Genomic DNA, 17,731 nt, shown 5'->3' with positions numbered 1-17,731 from the left:
TGTCAGGAGTATTGCCATGGCATTGCGCGCGCTGCTGTCTGTCTCCCTGCTTGCGTCGGTGGCCTGCGGATTGCTGGCCTGCGGGAAGCAGGCCACTCCCGACTCGCAGCCCGACTCCGCCGCCAGCGGCACGGTCAGCTGCGACGGCCATAACGTCGATCTGACCGGCCAGAACGCCAATCTGGTCCTCAAGGGTGACTGCGGCACGATCGCAGTGCTGGGCCAGCATGCGATCGTGCAGATCGAGCGCGCCGAGGCAGTGCGCATGGTCGGCAACGATGCCCAGGTCACCCTCGCCGGCGATGCCAGCACCATCGAACTGTTCAGCCGCACCTCCACGCTCAAGGCCGGCCGCATCGGCACGCTGCTGGTGCCGGGCGACGACAACCAGGTACAGGCGCAGGCGATCGCCTCCGCCACGCTGCACGGCCGCGGCAACCGCATCACTCAGCAATCCGGCACTGCGATGGTCAACGACTACGGCAGCAACAACCAGATCTCCACCCGCTGATCTGCTGACACCGAGACACCCAGGTGCATCCCCGGCCCTGCATGGCCCGGACGCGCACCGCAACCTCACCGCGACACCCGCATGCAAGGCAGCGCATGGCGGGCTGGGCGACAATAAGCCACCTCGCCGGCCGCACCGCGCCGGCCCTCCAGTCGGACCCGTGACACCATGAAAAAGACCCCCGCAAAAAAGATCGCCGCCAGGAAAGGCGCGCCACTGCCCTTCGAGATCCATGCCACCCGCGACCAGCCGCTGGGCATGCCGGTCGAGCGCTTCCTGCGCAACTACTGGCACAAGCACCCGCTGCTGATCCGCAACGCGTTTGCGGAGTTCCAGTCCCCGCTGCAGCCTGAAGACCTGGCCGGCCTGGCCTGCGAAGACGGCGTGCTGGCACGCCTGATCAGCCACGACCGCGCCACCGACGACTGGAACGTGCGCACCGGCCCGTTCCAGGAAACCGACTTCCCCGGCCTGCCCGACCATGACTGGACCCTGCTGGTGCAGGACGTGGACAAGTGGGACGCCGACGTACGCGCACTGCTGGAACAGTTCCGCTTCCTGCCGCGCTGGCGCATCGACGACATCATGATCAGCTTCGCCGCCACCGGCGGCTCGGTCGGCGCACACGTCGACCATTACGACGTGTTCCTGCTGCAGGGCCAGGGCCACCGCCGCTGGCAGATCGACGCACGCGCGCAGCAGGGCCGCAAGGCCGCGCCACTGGCGTTCCGCGACGATGTCGAGCTCAAGCTGCTGCGCGACTTCAAGCCCACCCACGACTGGGTGCTGGGCCCGGGCGACATGCTGTACCTGCCGCCGCTGGTACCGCACCACGGCGTGGCCGAAGACGCCTGCCTGACCTTCTCCATCGGCACCCGCGCGCCGTCCTCGGCCGAGCTGATCGGCGACTATCTGGACACCTTGATCGCCGATGCCGACGAGGCCGTGCGCTATCACGACGAAGACCTCAAGGTGCCGGCCGATCCGTACGAGATCGACGTCACCGCGATGAACCGCGTGGTCGAAGCGCTCAACGCGCTGCGCATGAACGACCCGGATCGCCTGGGCGACTGGTTCGGCCGCTTCATGACCACCTACCGCGCCTCCGGCGACGTGGTGCCGGCACCCGAACCGATTCCCCGCGAGGCGGTCGAGCAGGCGCTGGAAGAAGGCGTGTTGCTGCACCGTCACCCCTGGTCGCGGCTGGCCTGGCGGCGTGCCAAGCGTGGCGCCACCCTGTTCTGCAGCGGCCTGGAATTCGCGCTGTCGGCCAAGGATGCCGCACGGCTGGCCGCAGCCGAAGAGATCGACGGCACGCTGTATGCGCAGCTGTCCAACCGTGGCCGCGAGGTGGTGCTGGAGCTGCTGGCGCAGGGCCATTACCAGCGCGCCCACGAGGACGCGGAGGACGACATCGAGGACATCGACGACGACCAGGGCCACGTCCTGAGCCTGTCGGGCGACCACGACGATGCCGACGCCGAGGCCGACACGCCGGACGCGGACGACGAGATCGACGCCGAGGCCGACGTCGAGCAGGTCGCCGACGCCGCGGACGGCCCTGCCCGGGTTGAGGAGGCCGAACAAGGCGAGGATGCCGACCAGGACGACGACAGCGGGCTGGCCGACGACGACGCGGCATCGGACGCTGACGACGACGGGTCCGACCAGCGCGCATGAGTTCCCAGGCCGGGCCGCAGATCGTTTCGCTGGAGGCGGCGTCCGACGCCGCAGCCCTGCGTGCGCTGCGCCTGGCCTGCGGCACCGGCAGCACAGAGGACAGCGCTGCCGACTGGGGCGCCCTGGACCCGCTCAGCCTGCACCTGGCGCTGCGCAACGAGGACGGCCAGTTAGTCGGCTCGGTGCGGCTGACGGCGGATCGGCGCATCGACCGGCTCGGCGTGCTGCCGGGCTGGCGCCGCCGCGGCCTGGCCGACCGGTTGCTCGCAGCCGCCGTGGCCAGCGCGCAACAACGCGGCTGGCCCGGCCTGCAAACCCGTGTGAACACAGACGCCGAGGCCGTGTTCGCACGCCTGGGCTTCCTGCCGGACACCTCTTCCGACCGGCACCCCGCTAGTGCGGCAACGGCGGGCGATCGCCCGGGCAGGCCCCTGCACCGCCGTCTCGACGGCCCGATGGCGGTGGACGACCTGCGCGCGGCCCTGGCTGCCACCACCGGCCTGCTGTGCTCCGCACGCCGCCAGGTGCTGATCTATACGCGGGCACTGGATCCGCCGCTGTTCGACAACCCCGCAGTGCTCGATGCGCTGCGCCGCTTCGCCACCGCCCGCCACGACAAGCGCGTGCAGGTGCTGGTGCAGGACACCGCCGTCGCGGGCGCCAACAGCAGCGCGATGCTGCGGCTGGCCCAGCGCCTGCCCAGCGTGTTCCGCTTCCGTGCGGTCAGCGATCCGGTCGATGCCAGCTACGCGTCGGCCTATGTGGTGGGTGATGACGCCTACTACTTTCGTCCAACAGGCAATCGCTTCGACGATGGCGAAACCTGGCTGTCGGGCGCGGCGCGCAGCCGCCAGCTGGAGCGCGAATTCGCGCAGATATGGGAGCGCAGCGCGCTTTGGAACGAACCACGCGCACTCGGCATCTGAGACCGCAGCGCCCTTCGCACGTAGGCGCCAGGCGGTTGCACCTACCCGTCCGGTCAGCTGGCAGACGCCCCCTCACTAGCGCAAGGGGGTATAATTTTTCGAGATTTGAGACCGACCGACAGGGCATCTCGCCCCGCCGCTTCCGCACAATCATCCCCACAGCAGACCCGACTTACCATCGTGGATAATCTCCTAAAGCAGTTCGCACAGTCATCGCAGCTCGCCGGCGGCAACGCCGCCTATATCGAGGATCTGTACGAGCAGTACCTCGTCGCCCCGGACAGTGTTGACCCGAAGTGGAAGAGCTATTTCGATGGCTTCAAGGGTCGCGATGCCGGTGATGTGCCGCACTCGGCGGCCATTGCCCACATCCTCACCGCCTCCAAGCAGGCTGCCAACGCCGGCACCGGCGCCGCGGCCAGTGACGAGCGCGAGCGCAACGTCGGCCGCCTGATCACCGCCTACCGTGCGCGTGGCCACCTCGGTGCGCAGCTCGATCCGCTCGGCCTGACCCCGCCGGTCAACCCGCCCGACCTGGACCTGCCGTTCCACAGCCTGTCGCAGGCGGATCTGGACAGCGAGTTCAGCACCGGCGGCGTCGGCGGCCAGCCGCGCATGAAGCTGAAGGACCTGCTGGCCCGCCTGAAGGCGACCTACGCCAGCACCATCGGCGCAGAGTTCATGCACATCCAGGAATTCGACCAGCGCCAGTGGATCTACAAGCGCCTGGAAGATGCCGGCGGCAAGATCGCCGGCGACGCGGCCAGCCGCAAGCGCACGCTGGAGCGGCTCACCGCCGCCGAAGGCCTGGAGCGCTACCTGCATACCAAGTACGTCGGCCAGAAGCGCTTCTCGCTGGAAGGCGGCGACGCGCTGATCCCGATGATGGACGAGATCATTCGCCAGTCCGGCAACGATCAGGTCAAGGACATCGTGATCGGCATGGCCCACCGCGGCCGCCTCAACGTGCTGGTCAATACGCTGGGCAAGAACCCGCGCAAGCTGTTCGACGAGTTCGAAGGCAAGTTCGAGCACGCCCACGACGACCGCGCCCACACCGGCGACGTCAAGTACCACATGGGCTTCTCGGCCGACATCGCGGTCGGTGGCGACAAGCAGGTGCATCTGGCGCTGGCCTTCAACCCCTCGCACCTGGAAATCGTCGACCCGGTCGTGGTCGGCAGCGTGCGTTCGCGTCAGGAGCGCTTCGGCGATGCCGAGCGCAAGAGCGTGCTGCCGATCCTGATCCACGGCGATGCCGCATTCGCCGGCCAGGGCGTGGTGATGGAACTGTTCCAGATGTCGCAGGCGCGCGGTTTCGCCGTCGGCGGCACCGTGCACATCGTGGTCAACAACCAGATCGGCTTCACCACCAGCGCCCGCGACGACGCCCGTTCCACGCTTTACTGCACCGACGTGGCCAAGATGATCGGCGCGCCGGTCTTCCACGTGAACGGCGACGACCCGGACGCGGTGATGTTCGTGTCCAAGCTGGCCTACGAATTCCGCCAGCAGTTCAAGAAGGACGTGGTCATCGACCTGGTTTGCTACCGCCGTTGGGGCCATAACGAGGCCGACGAACCGGCAGCGACCCAGCCGGTGATGTACCAGACCATCCGCAAGCACAAGACCACCCGCGAGCTGTACGCCGCCAAGCTGGAAAGCGACGGCGTGCTGAGCGCCGACGAGGCCAAGGCGCTGGTCGACGGTTACCGCAACAAGCTCGATTCGGGCGAATACACCACCGAACTGGCGACGCGCAAGCCGGACGAATTCGCCATCGATTGGTCCAAGTATCTGGTCGGCACCGCTGCCGATCCGGTCGACACCCGCGTCAAGCGCGAGCAGCTGGACCGTCTGGCCAAGCTGATCACCACGATTCCGGAAGGCGTCGAGCTGCACGCGCGCGTCGGCAAGATCTACGACGACCGCGTCAAGATGGCGGCCGGTGAGCAGGCCGGCGACTGGGGCTTTGCGGAAAACCTGGCCTATGCCACCTTGCTGGCCGAAGGCCACAAGCTGCGCCTGGTCGGCCAGGACGCCGGTCGCGGCACGTTCTTCCACCGTCACGCGATCCTGCATGACCAGAAGACCGACAGCTACCACCTGCCGCTGCGCCAGCTGGTGCAGAACCCCGAAGACGCCACCATCATCGACTCGCTGCTCAGCGAAGAAGCGGTGATGGGCTTCGAATACGGCTACTCCACCACCGACCCGAATGCGCTGTGCATCTGGGAAGCGCAGTTCGGCGACTTCGCCAACGGCGCGCAGGTGGTGATCGACCAGTTCATCGCCGCTGGCGAAGCCAAGTGGGGCCGCATCGCGGGCCTGTCGCTGTTCCTGCCGCACGGCTACGAAGGCCAGGGCCCGGAGCACAGCTCCGCGCGTCTGGAGCGCTTCCTGCAGCTGTGCGCGCTGGAGAACATGCTGGTCTGCGTGCCGACCACCCCGGCGCAGTGCTTCCACATGATCCGCCGCCAGATGCGCATGACCACCCGCAAGCCGCTGGTGGTGATGACGCCCAAGTCGTTGCTGCGCCACAAGCTGGCGGTATCGAGCCTGGAAGAACTGGCCGAGGGCGAGTTCCAGCATCTGATTCCCGACGCCAAGGCCGATGCAGGCAAGGTCAAGCGCGTGGTGCTGTGCTCGGGCAAGGTCTATTACGACCTGCTCGAAGACCAGACCAAGCGTGGCCAGGACGATGTCGCCATCCTGCGCGTGGAGCAGCTGTATCCGTTCCCGCGTGCGCAGCTGGCCGCCGAGCTCAAGGCCTATGCCAACGCCACCGACGTGGTGTGGTGCCAGGAAGAACCGCAGAACCAGGGTGCGTGGTACCAGATCCGCCACCATCTGAACTTCTGCCTGGCCAGCGGCCAGAGCCTGCATTACGCCGGCCGTGCCCGTTCGCCCTCGCCTGCCGCCGGCCACATGGCCGACCACATCGTCGAACAGCAGAAGCTGGTCGCCGATGCGCTCCTCAATCCGTTCAACGACCAAGTCGCTGAATAACTCACCTTCCCCAAAGAACGAAAACCCTAGGACGCTCCCCGAATGGCCACCGAAGTCAAAGTTCCGGTACTGCCCGAATCCGTTTCCGACGCCACCATCGCCAGCTGGCACAAGAAGGCCGGTGAAGCGGTCAAGCGCGACGAGAATCTGGTCGACCTGGAAACCGACAAGGTCGTGTTGGAAGTTCCTTCGCCGGTCGACGGCGTGCTGAAGGAAATCAAGTTCGAAGCCGGCAGCACCGTCACCAGCAACCAGATCCTGGCGATCATCGAAGAAGGCGCCGTGGCTGCGGCCGCACCGGCCGACGAGAAGAAGGCCGAGGCACCGGCTCCGGCCGCTGCTGCCCCGGCCGCCGCGCCGGCCCCGGCTGCTGCCGCTGCGCCTGCGGCTGCATCCAAGTCCGCTGCCGATGCGCTGCCGCCGGGTGCGCGTTTTTCCGCGATCACCCAGGGTGTGGATCCGGCCCAGGTCGAAGGCACCGGCCGTCGTGGCGCGGTGACCAAGGAAGACATCGTCAACTTCGCCAAGGCCGGCGGCGTGGGCAAGGCGTCCGGCGCCCGTCCGGAAGAGCGCGTGCCGATGACCCGCGTGCGCAAGACCATCGCCAAGCGCCTGATGGAGTCCAAGAACTCCACCGCGATGCTGACCACCTTCAACGAGGTCAACCTGGCCAAGGTCTCGGCCGCACGCAAGGAACTGCAGGACGAGTTCCAGAAGGCGCACGGCATCAAGCTCGGTTTCATGAGCTTCTTCGTCAAGGCCGCCGCCAACGCGCTGCAGCGCTTCCCGCTGGTCAACGCCTCAATCGACGGCGACGACATCATCTATCACGGCTACAGCGACATCTCCATCGCCGTGTCCACCGACAAGGGCCTGGTCACGCCGGTGCTGCGTAACGTCGAGCGCCAGTCGTTTGCTGACGTCGAACAGGGCATTGCCGACTACGCCGCCAAGGCGCGCGCCGGCAAGCTGGGCCTGGACGATCTGCAGGGTGGCACCTTCACCATCACCAACGGCGGCACCTTCGGCTCGCTGCTGTCGACCCCGATCATCAACCCGCCGCAGAGCGCCATCCTGGGCATGCACGCGATCAAGGAACGCCCGATCGCCGAGAACGGCCAGGTCGTGATCGCCCCGATGATGTATCTGGCGCTGTCCTACGACCACCGCATCATCGACGGCAAGGACTCGGTGCAGTTCCTGGTCGACATCAAGAATCAGCTGGAAAACCCGGGCCGGATGTTGTTCGGTCTGTAAGAGCCGGGAATCGGGAATGGAGATTCGGGAATGGGACAAGCGCCCATCGACCGCTCCATTCCCGCCTGGACCTGGATGGGACGCGGCAGGCGCACGCATGCGCTCTTGCGATTCTCCATTCCCTATTCCCCATTCCCGTGAGCAAATGAAATGAGCGAACAATTCGACGTCGTCGTCATCGGTGCCGGTCCGGCCGGTTATCACGCTGCGATTCGCGCGGCCCAGCTGGGCATGAAGGTCGCCTGCATCGACGCGGCTATCGGTAAGGATGGCAAGCCGGCGCTGGGCGGTACCTGCCTGCGCGTGGGCTGCATTCCGTCCAAGGCGCTGCTGGATTCCTCGCGCCAGTTCTGGAACATGGGCCACCTGTTCGGCGACCACGGCATCAGCTTCAACGACGCCAAGATGGACGTGCCCACCATGATCGGCCGCAAGGACAAGATCGTGAAGCAGTTCACCGGCGGCATCGCGATGCTGTTCAAGGCGAACAAGATCACCCCGTATTACGGCTTCGGCCAGCTGCTGCCGGGCAACATCGTCAAGGTCGCACAGCACGAAGGCGGCGAGATCGAACTCAAGGGCACCAACGTGATCCTTGCGGCCGGCTCGGAATCGATCGAGCTGCCGTTCGCCAAGTTCGACGGCGACACCATCGTCGACAACGTCGGCGGCCTGGACTTCACCGCCGTGCCCAAGCGCCTGGCCGTGATCGGCGCCGGCGTGATCGGCCTGGAACTGGGCAGCGTGTGGAAGCGCCTGGGCGCCGAGGTCACCATCCTCGAAGCGCTGCCGGATTTCCTGGCGCTGGCCGATGCCGAAGTGGCCAAGACCGCGCTGAAGGAATTCAAGAAGCAGGGCCTGGACATCAAGCTGGGCGCCAAGGTCAGCAAGACCGAGATCACCGGCAGCGGCAATGCCAAGCAGGTGGTGCTCAGCTACACCGACAGCGCCGGCGAGCAGACCCTGACCGTGGACAAGCTGCTGGTGGCCGTGGGCCGCAAGGCCGCCACCAAGAACCTGCTGGCTGACGGCACCGGCGTCAAGGTGACCGACCGCGGCCAGATCGAGGTCGATGGCCATTGCCATACCGGCGTCGACGGCGTGTGGGCCATCGGCGACTGCGTGCGCGGCCCGATGCTGGCGCACAAGGGCTTCGAGGAAGGCATCGCGGTCGCCGAGCTGATCGCCGGCCTGCCCGGCCACGTCAACTTCGACACCATTCCGTGGGTCATCTACACCGAGCCGGAGATTGCCTGGGTCGGCAAGACCGAGCAGCAGTTGAAGGCCGAAGGCGTCGCCTACAAGGCCGGCAGCTTCCCGTTCGCGGCGATCGGCCGTGCCGTGGCCATGGGCGAGCCGGCCGGCTTCGTCAAGGTCATCGCCGATGCCGAAACCGACCGCGTGCTGGGTATGCACCTGGTCGGTGTGGGCGTGTCCGAGCTGGTCCACGAAGGCGTGCTGACGATGGAATTCAACGGCTCGGCCGACGACCTGGCGCGCATCTGCCACGCCCACCCGACGCTGTCCGAAGCGATCCACGATGCCGCGATGGCAGTGAGCAAGCGCGCGATTCATAAGGCCAACTAAGCCGGGAATCGGGAGTGGGGAATCGGGAATCGTAAGAGCGTTCCCTTCACCTCTCTCTTCATGCTGACGCCGGACCTAGGTCCGGCGTCATGCGTTCTGGCTGCTGTGTTTGCTTTGACCCATTCCCTATTCCCAACTCCCGATTCCCAATCCCATGAAAAGCATCTGCGTCTACTGCGGTTCCAATGCCGGCAACGAACCCGCCTACGCCGAGCGTGCCACTGCGCTGGGCCAGCGCATCGCCGAGCGGGGCCTGCGGCTGGTGTATGGCGGCGGCAATGTCGGGCTGATGGGCACCGTGGCCAATGCGGTGCTGGCGGCTGGTGGCGAGGTGACCGGGGTGATTCCGCAGCAGCTGGCCGATTGGGAAGTGGCGCACCGCGGGCTGACCACGCTGGAAATCGTTGGCTCCATGCATGAGCGCAAGATGCGCATGTTCGAGCTGTCCGATGCCTTCGTCGCCCTGCCCGGCGGCTTCGGCACCATGGAAGAGATCTTCGAGATGCTCACCTGGCGCCAGCTCGGCATCGGCAACAAACCCTGCGCGTTCCTGGATATCGAAGGGTTTTACGCACCGCTGATCGGCATGATCGATCGCATGGTGGAAGAGCGCTTCCTGCATCCGGACCAGCGCAGCGACCTGTGGTACGGCGCCGATATCGAACAGATGCTGGAGTGGATGCAGCACTACACGCCGGCGCAGGCCTCCAAGTGGATCGACGAGAAGCGCCGCTCCACGCTGGTGTGATGCGGGGCGACGCCCGCTCCCTGCCCTATCGCGGGCCATGCCCGGCGTCATGGTCGGGCATGCGCAACAGCAAGCGCGCAGCGGCGCTGTAGTCATACGTCAGCTGCGTGGAAGTAGCCACGCACCGGGCCATGTCCCACTTATTGCGGCCATCGCTCCGGCGCGATGCCGCACCCGGCGGCACCTGCCACGACCCGAACCCTGCGTCACGTTGTTCGCCAAGTCGACGGAGCAGCCACACGGCCTGCGTGTAACGGCCCCAGGGCCTGCGCGCACCCATTGCGCATCTCGTCGTCGCAACGCCGCAACGAACCTCCTGCCGATCTGCAAGCTTGCAACGGCAGTCACGATGGCTGCAGCGTCCGGCACGAGCGGCTCGCATAGAATGGCGACGATGCTCGATACCCTCGCCGCTGACGCGCACCACAGCCTGGACATCAAGCACAGTCGCTTTCTGGCCAACGCTGCGGCACTGGACTCTCCCGCGCAGGCGCTGGAGATCGTGCAGCGCGTGTCCGTTGCCGATGCCACCCACAACTGCTGGGCCTACCGATACGGGCAGGACTACCGTTCCAGCGACGATGGCGAGCCCAGCGGCACCGCCGGGCGGCCAATTCTCGCGGCCATCGATGGCCAGGGCTACGACCGCGTGGTGGTGGTGGTCACACGCTGGTATGGCGGCATCAAGCTCGGTGCCGGTGGGCTGGTGCGTGCCTACGGCGGCGCCGCGGCCGAATGCCTGCGACTGGCGGCGCGACAGCCATTGGTTGCGTTGTCGCTGCTCGACCTGCAATGCCGGTTCGACGACCTGGGCCTGGTGCATGCTGCCTTGAGCGCCTTCCACGCCGACAAGCTGGACGAGCGCTTCGACGCGCAGGGCGCGGCACTGCGCGTGCAACTGCCGGCCGATCAACTGGCCGGCTTGAAAACGCGCCTGTGCGACGCCACTCGCAACCGTGTCCATCTCTCATCACCGGAAGCCGCATGAACCAGCCAGCCGCCGCCAGGCCCAACCCGTTGCGGAAGCTTGGCAGCCTGCGCACCTTGTGGCCGTTCGTGCAGCGCCAGCGTGGCCTGTTCGCCGCCTGGCTGATCGCACTGGCCATTTCCTCGGCCGCCACGTTGAGCCTGCCGGCGGCGGTCAAGCAAATGATCGACCATGGTTTCTCCGGCGGCTCGCAGATCAACCACGCCTTCGCGCTGCTGTTCGCGGTGGCGGTGGTGCTGGCGGTGGCAACGGCCGCGCGGTTTTATTTCGTCGCGTTGCTGGGCGAAAAAGTGGTGGCCGATTTGCGCGGCCGCCTGTATGCGCATCTGATCGGGCTGGACGCCGGCTTCCACGATCGCAGCCGCAGCGGCGAGCTGGTGTCGCGCCTGTCGGCCGACAGCGAGCTGCTGCGCGGGGTGATCGGTACCACCATGTCGGTGGCGTTGCGCAGCTCGGTGACGGTGATCGGCAGCATGGTGATGTTGTTCGTGACCAGCCCGCGGCTGGCCGGCTTCACCCTGATCGGCATTCCGCTGGCGGTGCTGCCGATCGTGCTGGGCGCACGCCGCCTGCAGAAGATCTCGCGCGCCAGCCAGGACCGCGTCGCCGATGCCAACACGCTGGCGGCCGAAACGCTGGGCGCGGTGCGCACCGTGCAGGCGCATGCGCGCGAGCGCTACGAGAGCCAGCGGTTCAGCCAGGCCCTGTTCGCCGCGATCGATACCGCACGGCTGCGCATCCGCACCCAGGCCACCGTGACGGCGGTGGCGATCATGCTGATCTTCGGCGCCATCGTCGGTGTGCTGTGGCTGGGCGCGCACGATGTCATCGCCGGACGCATGACCCCCGGCACGCTGGGACAGTTCGTGTTGTACGCGCTGATCGGCGGCGGCTCGGTCGGTGCCTTGGCCGAGGTCTGGAACGAGTTGCAGCGCGCGGCCGGCGGCATGGGCCGGGTCGGCGAACTGCTCGACGAGCGGCCGGCGATCGTCGCGCCGGCCACGCCGCAACCCTTGCCACAGCCGCTGCGCGGCGCGATCCATTTCGATCAGGTGGTGTTCCATTATCCGCAGCGCCCCGATGCGCCGGCGCTGGATGGCTTCGACCTGCATGTCCATCCGGGCGAAACCGTGGCGCTGGTCGGGCCCTCCGGCGCCGGCAAGAGCACGGTGCTGGCGATGTTGCTGCGCTTCCACGACCCGGTCAGCGGCAGGCTGCGTATCGACGAGGTGGACCTGCGCGATACCGACCCGGTACTGCTGCGCGAACGCATCGCCCTGGTGCCGCAGCAACCCACGCTGTTTGCCGCCAGCGCCGCCGACAACATCCGCTATGGGCGCCTGGACGCCAGCGATGCAGAGGTGCAAGCCGCCGCCGCGGCCGCCGAGGCCGACAGTTTCATCCGCGCCCTGCCGCAGGGCTACGCCAGCGAACTCGGCGAACGCGGCACGCGCCTGTCCGGCGGCCAGCAGCAACGGGTGGCGATCGCGCGCGCCTTGCTCAAGGACGCGCCGATCCTGCTGCTGGACGAGGCCACCAGCGCGCTGGATGCGCAGAGCGAACGCGCCGTGCAGCAGGCGCTGGACCGGCTGATGGAAGGCCGCACCACGCTGGTCATCGCCCATCGCCTGGCCACCGTGCTCAAGGCCGACCGCATCGTGGTGATGGATGCCGGCCGCATCGTCGCGCAGGGCACGCACGCGCAGTTGATCGCCGAAGGCGGCCTGTACGCGGAGCTGGCGCGGCTGCAGTTCATCGATCAATGACGCCTGGGTGACACCGGCGTGTGCTGTCATGCCAGCGTGTCTGCGGCAGCGGCCCGGGCCGATCCTGCGCCCCCACGCGCCCCCACCTGACGACGTCACGCATGCCCCGCCCCCGAACCACCATTCGCCAACTCAGTTATTTCGTCGCGCTCGCCGACACCGGCAGCTTCACCCGCGCCGCCGAGCAGATGGGCGTGTCGCAACCCTCGCTGTCGCAGCAGATCCGTGCGCTGGAAACCATCGTCGGCGCCGCGCTGTTCGAACGCGGCGTGCCGGCCATCCTGACCCCGTTGGGGCGCGACCTGCTCGAGCGCGCGCGCAGCATCCTGCTGGACGTCGCCGATCTGGAAGAGGTCCGCGCCACCTCGGCCGACACCTTGATCGGCACCATCCGGCTGGGCGTGTCGCCAACGCTGGGCGCCTACCTGATGCCGAGCCTGGTCGCGCGCCTGCACCGCGAACATCCGGCACTGCGCGTGCACGTGCGCGAAGGCCTGCCGACCGCGCTCGCCAGCGGCCTGGCCAGCGGCGTGCACGACCTGATCCTGGCGCAATTGCCGGTGGCCGGGCGCGGCCTGCACAGCGAGCGGCTGTTCCGCGAACCGCTGCACGTGACCATGGCCGCCGATCATCCCTTGCGGGCCAAGACCTGCATCACGCCGGCCGATCTGCGCGGCGCCAACCTGCTCACCTTGATGCCCGAGTACCGCCTGGCCGAACAGGTGGCGGCGATCGCCATGGACGTCGGCGCCAATGTGCTGCGCGATTACGAAGGCACCAGCCTGGATGCGATCCGCCAGATGGCCGGGATGGGCATGGGTCTTGCACTGCTGCCAGACCTGTATGTGCGCCAGGAAATCCGCGAGGGCGACGATGTCGTGGTCCGGCCGATCAAAGGCGGACGCTACTATAGGGAGATCGGGCTGTTGTGGCGGCAGGGCGCAGGACGCGCACCGGCCTTCGGCCTGATCGCCGATCTTCTGCGTGCGGTGGCCGCATAGGAAAATCCTATGCCTCGAATAAGTGCTGCGGCCTTGTTCGCCAGCTGCAACTCGTCAATGCTTCATTGAACTCATCAACGGAAATCGAATGGCGGGCAAGCAGATCGGATGGCGGGAAGCGGGAGCCTGGCTGGCGGAAATCGTCGGGCCGGACATGCCCTATGTGCGCCTGGCCATGGTGTACGGCGTCGCGATCAGCCTGCTGTCGCTGGCCACGCCGATCTCGGTGCAGTTGCTGATCAACAGCGTGGCCAATACCGCGCTGGCGGCGCCGCTGTGGACCCTGTCGAGCCTGCTGCTGGGCCTATTGCTGCTGGTGGCCGGCCTGAGCGCGATGCGGGTGTGGATCATGGCGCTGTTCGAGCGCCGGCTGTTCGCACGCGTGGTGTCGGAAATCACCGTGCGCGCGGTGCATGCGCAGAATCCGTTCTTCGCCGACCAGAACCGCGGCGACATGTTCAACCGCTACTTCGATCTGGTGGTGGTGCAGAAAGCGGTGCCGAGCCTGGCCATCGGCGCCTTCACCATCGTGCTGCAGTCGGCGGTCGGGCTGATACTGACCAGCTTCTACCACCCGTTCTTCCTGGGCTTCAACGCCCTGCTGCTGCTGGTCATCTTCGGCATCTGGATGATCTGGTCGCGCGGGTCGATCCGCACCGCGGTCGACCTGAGCCATGCCAAGCACGAGGCTGCGCGCTGGCTGGAAAGTGTCGGCGGCTCCAACGGTTTCTATAAATCCAGCCGCCACCTCAACTTTGCGATGGACCGCTCCGAGTCCGTCACCGCCGCCTATGTCGACCGGCATCGGCGCCACTTCCGTTACAGCTTCACCCAGACGGTGGCGTTCCTGCTGGTCTACGCGATCGCCAGCGCGGCGCTGCTGGCGCTGGGCGGCAACCTGATCCTGCGGGGCGAGCTGTCGATCGGCCAGCTGGTGGCAGCCGAGCTGATCCTCAGCGCGGTCTTTTACGGCATCTCGCAACTCGGTGCGTACCTGGACGCGTTCTACGACCTGGTGGCCAGCTCCGAGGAACTGTCGCTGCTGTTCGCCATCCCGCAGGAACGCGCGGTCGTGGCACCCGGCAAGACGCCCGGCAACAGCGCGGTGCGCCTGGACGGGGTGGTGATCGACGGCGCGCGTTTCGATTTTTCGCTGGCTGCCGGCGAGCAGTTGGTGACGATCGCCGATGGCGGCGCGGAGCGGCTGCTGGCGATGATCCTCAAGCGCCACGTGGTCCCCGATCGCGGGCTGGTCATGGTGGGCGGTGCGGACCTGGCCACCTTCGACATGTATCTGCTGCGCTCGGAAGTGACGGTGCTCGACCGACCAACCATTGTCGAAGTCACCATCCGCGAATATCTGGCGCTGGCGTCGGCCGATGTGAACTCCGAAGCGATGCTGGAGGCGATCGATGCGGTGGGCTTGCGCACCCGTATCGCCGCGCTGGCGCAGGGCCTGGACACGCGGCTGGCCGCCTCCGGCTACCCGCTGTGGATCGGTGAAGTGATGGCCTTGAAGCTGGCCAATGCGCTGCTGGTGCGCCCGCGCGTGCTGATGCTGTCGCAGCTGTACGACCTGATTCCCGCCGACCGCCTGGCCGGCGTGCTGCGACGCCTGAAGGCGGCCGGCACCACGGTGCTGCTGTGCACCGGGCGGCCGGAAGACATCACCCTGGATGGCTGGTTCCACCTGCAGCCCGAGCGACAGCAGCGCTTTGCCACCCGCGCCGAACTGGTCGCCTCCACGCAGGAGGCAAACGATGCAGCACGCGACTGATCGCAACGCGCACTTCCCCACCCTGGCGGCGATGCGCCCACCGAGCATTGCCAAGGCGCTGGCCTGGATGCTGCTGATCGGCATTGTCATTGCCAGCGCGATCCTGGCGCTGGCGCCGTGGGTGCAGACCGCCAGCGGCAAGGGCCAGGTGGTGGCGCTGGATCCGGGCGACCGCCAGCAGCAGGTCACCGCCTTCGTGCCCGGCCGGGTCGAGCGCTGGTATGTGCACGACGGCCAGCATGTCTCGCGCGGCGATCCGATCGCGCGTGTCGGCGACCTGGACCCGGATCTGCTCGCCCGCCTGGCCAGCGAGCGGGCCCAGGTGCAGGCGGAAATCACCGCGATCCAGCAATCGCGCGCGGTTGCCAGCATCGATGTGGCACGCAGCAGGCAATTGCTTGCCGAGGGGCTGGCCGGCCGCCGCGACTTCGAGCTGACCCAGATCAAGGTCGCCGAGGCCGATGCCAAGCTGGCCGAATCGCGCGCCAAGCTGACCCGCATCGACATCCAGTTGAACCGCCAGTCGGCGCAGTTGGTGCGCGCACCGCGCGATGGCCGCGTGCAGCAGCTCAACGCCGCCAGCGGTAGTGCGATGGTCTCGCCCGGCACGGTGCTGGCGGTGATCGCGCCGGAGCGGGTGGAGCGCGCGGTCGAGCTATATATCGACGGCCGCGACGTGCCGCTGATCCGCCCCGGCCGCCCGGTGCGGCTGGAGTTCGAAGGCTGGCCGGCGATCCAGTTCAGCGGCTGGCCGTCGGTGGCGCACGGCATGTTCGATGGCCGCGTGCGCGCCATCGACCCCAATGCCGCGCCCGACGGCCTGTTCCGCATCCTGGTCGAACCGCAGCCGGGCAAGCCGGCCTGGCCGGCGCAGGAATTCGCCCGCCAGGGCGGCAAGGTGCGCGGCTGGGTGCAGGGCGAAACGGTGAAGGTGGGCTACGAACTGTGGCGCCAGCTCAACAATTTCCCGCTGGAGTTTGGCCGCCGTCCGGCAGCGACGACGACGCAGGATGAGGGCAAGGCCAAGGCGGCGCCCAAGGCCGAAGACGACGAGACCGGCAAGAAATGATCCGCCGTCTTGTCGTCCTGCTGATCGCGCTCGCACCGGGCGTGGGCGCCGCCCAGACCACCCCGCTGACGCTGGACGAAGTGCTGCGCTCCTCTGCACGCTCTTCCCCGCAGATCGTCGAAGCGCTGGCCAAGGTCCGCCAGGCCGAAGGCAAGGGCATCTCGGCCGATGGTGCGTTTGATACCGTGTTCGATCTCGACGGCCGTTCGCGCGAGGCCGGCTACTACGACGGCAGCACGATCGAAAGCACCGTCAAGCGTCCCTTCGATGACAACGGCGGCTACTACTACGGCGGTTACCGCTCCTCGCGCGGCGCGTTCCCGGTGTACGAAGACAAGTCCTACACCGACCGCGGCGGCGAAGTGAAAGTCGGCGCGCTGTATGCGTTGCTGCGCGACCGCGTGGTCGACGAACGCCGCACCCGCCGCAGCGTTGCCGGTGGCGATATCGATGTCGCCCAGTACGAAGCGCAAATGGTCGCCATCGGCGTGCAACGCCGTGCGGTGGATGCCTACCAGAGCTGGGTCGCGGCCGGCCTGAAGCTGCGCGCGTACAACGAGCTGCTGCAGCTGGCCGAGCAGCGCCGCAATGCGATCTCCCGGCAGGTGACGCTGGGCGCGCGGCCCACCATCCTGCTGACCGAGAACGACCAAAACCTGGTCCGCCGGCGTGCCCTGGTGGTGCGCTCGGAGCAGGACTTCGCCAACGCCGCCAATGCCTTGTCGCTGTACCTGCGCGACGATGCCGGCATGCCGTTGATCGTCTCCACCGAGCGCCTGCCGGCCGATACATCGGCGCTGGAAGGTCTGGCCGGTGCCAGCAGGATCACCGCGCCGGTGGAGCGCCCCGATTACCGTGCGGTGCTGACCCGGATCGACCAGGCCACCGCGCGGCTGATGCTGGCGCAGAACGATCTCAAACCACGCCTGGATGTCAGCTTCGAGGTCAGCAAGGACCTGGGGGCGCCGGGTGTGGGTGGCCCGAACCGCTCGCCGACCGATGCGATCATCGGCTTCCGCTTCAGCGTGCCGCTGGAAAACCGCACCGCCAAGGGCAAGGTCGCCGAAGCACGCGCCGAGATCGAGGCGCTGGATCAGCGCAGCCGCTACCTGCGCGACCAGATCACGGTGGAGGTCGAGTCGATCGTCATTTCGCTCACCGCTGCCGAGCGGCTGGCCAAGATCGCCGACGAAGAACGCAGCCTGGCCGACCGCCTGGCCGTGGCCGAGCGCCGACGCTTCGAACTGGGGTCGGGCGATTTCTTCCTGGTCAATCAGCGCGAAGAAACCGCCAACGATGCCCGCGTGCGCCTGATCGATGCGCAGGCGCGCATTGCCTCGGCGCGTGCCGAGCTGGCAGCGGCAACGGCCGACCGGGACGCGTTGCAGCTGAGCCGTTGAGCAGGCTTCTGG

General features: G+C 67.4%; 13 protein-coding genes. All 13 read left to right on the top strand.

Translation table 11 applies throughout. The annotated features are described in order from the left end of the window. Positions 1–16 precede the first annotated feature (16 nt). Positions 17–511, top strand: a complete 495-nt coding sequence (locus tag AC06DU_RS07665) for a DUF3060 domain-containing protein (RefSeq protein WP_478203961.1) — start codon at positions 17–19, stop codon at positions 509–511. A gap of 192 nt (positions 512–703) precedes the next feature. Beyond that, positions 704–2,191, top strand: coding sequence for a ribosomal protein uL16 3-hydroxylase (locus AC06DU_RS07660; RefSeq protein ID WP_478204379.1), 1,488 nt, complete (start codon positions 704–706; stop codon positions 2,189–2,191). Next, a complete protein-coding gene (locus tag AC06DU_RS07655; protein ID WP_478203959.1) occupies positions 2,188–3,117 on the top strand; it encodes a GNAT family N-acetyltransferase in 930 nt (309 codons plus the stop codon). The genes AC06DU_RS07660 and AC06DU_RS07655 overlap by 4 nt, the downstream gene beginning before the upstream one ends. Positions 3,118–3,297: 180 nt before the next feature. Then, complete coding sequence (locus AC06DU_RS07650) at positions 3,298–6,126, top strand: 2-oxoglutarate dehydrogenase E1 component (RefSeq protein ID WP_065032436.1); 2,829 nt, start codon at positions 3,298–3,300, stop codon at positions 6,124–6,126. A 42-nt stretch (positions 6,127–6,168) separates the two neighbouring features. Next, positions 6,169–7,383, top strand: a complete 1,215-nt coding sequence (sucB, locus tag AC06DU_RS07645) for a dihydrolipoyllysine-residue succinyltransferase (protein WP_065048889.1) — start codon at positions 6,169–6,171, stop codon at positions 7,381–7,383. Positions 7,384–7,533: 150 nt separating this feature from the next. Next, the gene (gene lpdA / locus AC06DU_RS07640) at positions 7,534–8,970 is read left to right on the top strand and encodes a dihydrolipoyl dehydrogenase (RefSeq protein WP_478203957.1); all 1,437 of its coding nucleotides are present in this window, start codon (positions 7,534–7,536) and stop codon (positions 8,968–8,970) included. Positions 8,971–9,124: 154 nt separating this feature from the next. Then, positions 9,125–9,718, top strand: coding sequence for an LOG family protein (locus tag AC06DU_RS07635; protein WP_478203955.1), 594 nt, complete (start codon positions 9,125–9,127; stop codon positions 9,716–9,718). 385 nt (positions 9,719–10,103) lie between these two features. After that, positions 10,104–10,706, top strand: coding sequence for an IMPACT family protein (locus tag AC06DU_RS07630; RefSeq protein WP_039528102.1), 603 nt, complete (start codon positions 10,104–10,106; stop codon positions 10,704–10,706). Then, positions 10,703–12,472, top strand: coding sequence for an ABC transporter transmembrane domain-containing protein (locus AC06DU_RS07625; protein ID WP_054591685.1), 1,770 nt, complete (start codon positions 10,703–10,705; stop codon positions 12,470–12,472). The genes AC06DU_RS07630 and AC06DU_RS07625 overlap by 4 nt, the downstream gene beginning before the upstream one ends. A 101-nt stretch (positions 12,473–12,573) precedes the next feature. Continuing rightward, positions 12,574–13,473 carry a hydrogen peroxide-inducible genes activator gene (locus tag AC06DU_RS07620; RefSeq protein WP_024939324.1) on the top strand — a complete coding sequence of 300 codons (900 nt, stop codon included), beginning with the start codon at positions 12,574–12,576 and terminating at the stop codon, positions 13,471–13,473. A gap of 88 nt (positions 13,474–13,561) precedes the next feature. After that, on the top strand, positions 13,562–15,250 hold the full coding sequence (locus AC06DU_RS07615) for an ATP-binding cassette domain-containing protein (RefSeq protein WP_478203953.1): 1,689 nt from the start codon (positions 13,562–13,564) through the stop codon (positions 15,248–15,250). Next, positions 15,234–16,319: an HlyD family secretion protein gene (locus tag AC06DU_RS07610; RefSeq protein WP_024939322.1), complete on the top strand. Its 1,086-nt coding sequence runs from the start codon at positions 15,234–15,236 to the stop codon at positions 16,317–16,319. The genes AC06DU_RS07615 and AC06DU_RS07610 overlap by 17 nt, the downstream gene beginning before the upstream one ends. Then, positions 16,316–17,719 (top strand): TolC family protein, encoded by a 1,404-nt coding sequence (locus tag AC06DU_RS07605; RefSeq protein WP_478203951.1) that lies wholly within the window; start codon positions 16,316–16,318, stop codon positions 17,717–17,719. The genes AC06DU_RS07610 and AC06DU_RS07605 overlap by 4 nt, the downstream gene beginning before the upstream one ends. Positions 17,720–17,731 lie beyond the last annotated feature (12 nt).

It is taken from the genome of Xanthomonas sp. NCPPB 3200, assembly GCF_056393585.1.
The sequence above is the reverse complement of the archived record's forward strand: the minus strand, read 5'-3'. Positions and strand labels throughout refer to the sequence as shown.

Coding starts and splice junctions, on each gene's coding strand:
- AC06DU_RS07665 (WP_478203961.1), top strand. CDS start 17: ATGGCATTGCGCGCGCTGCTGTCTGTCTCCCTGCTTGCGTCGGTGGCC.
- AC06DU_RS07655 (WP_478203959.1), top strand. CDS start 2,188: ATGAGTTCCCAGGCCGGGCCGCAGATCGTTTCGCTGGAGGCGGCGTCC.
- sucB (WP_065048889.1), top strand. CDS start 6,169: ATGGCCACCGAAGTCAAAGTTCCGGTACTGCCCGAATCCGTTTCCGAC.
- lpdA (WP_478203957.1), top strand. CDS start 7,534: ATGAGCGAACAATTCGACGTCGTCGTCATCGGTGCCGGTCCGGCCGGT.
- AC06DU_RS07635 (WP_478203955.1), top strand. CDS start 9,125: ATGAAAAGCATCTGCGTCTACTGCGGTTCCAATGCCGGCAACGAACCC.
- AC06DU_RS07630 (WP_039528102.1), top strand. CDS start 10,104: ATGGCGACGATGCTCGATACCCTCGCCGCTGACGCGCACCACAGCCTG.
- AC06DU_RS07625 (WP_054591685.1), top strand. CDS start 10,703: ATGAACCAGCCAGCCGCCGCCAGGCCCAACCCGTTGCGGAAGCTTGGC.
- AC06DU_RS07620 (WP_024939324.1), top strand. CDS start 12,574: ATGCCCCGCCCCCGAACCACCATTCGCCAACTCAGTTATTTCGTCGCG.
- AC06DU_RS07615 (WP_478203953.1), top strand. CDS start 13,562: ATGGCGGGCAAGCAGATCGGATGGCGGGAAGCGGGAGCCTGGCTGGCG.
- AC06DU_RS07610 (WP_024939322.1), top strand. CDS start 15,234: ATGCAGCACGCGACTGATCGCAACGCGCACTTCCCCACCCTGGCGGCG.
- AC06DU_RS07605 (WP_478203951.1), top strand. CDS start 16,316: ATGATCCGCCGTCTTGTCGTCCTGCTGATCGCGCTCGCACCGGGCGTG.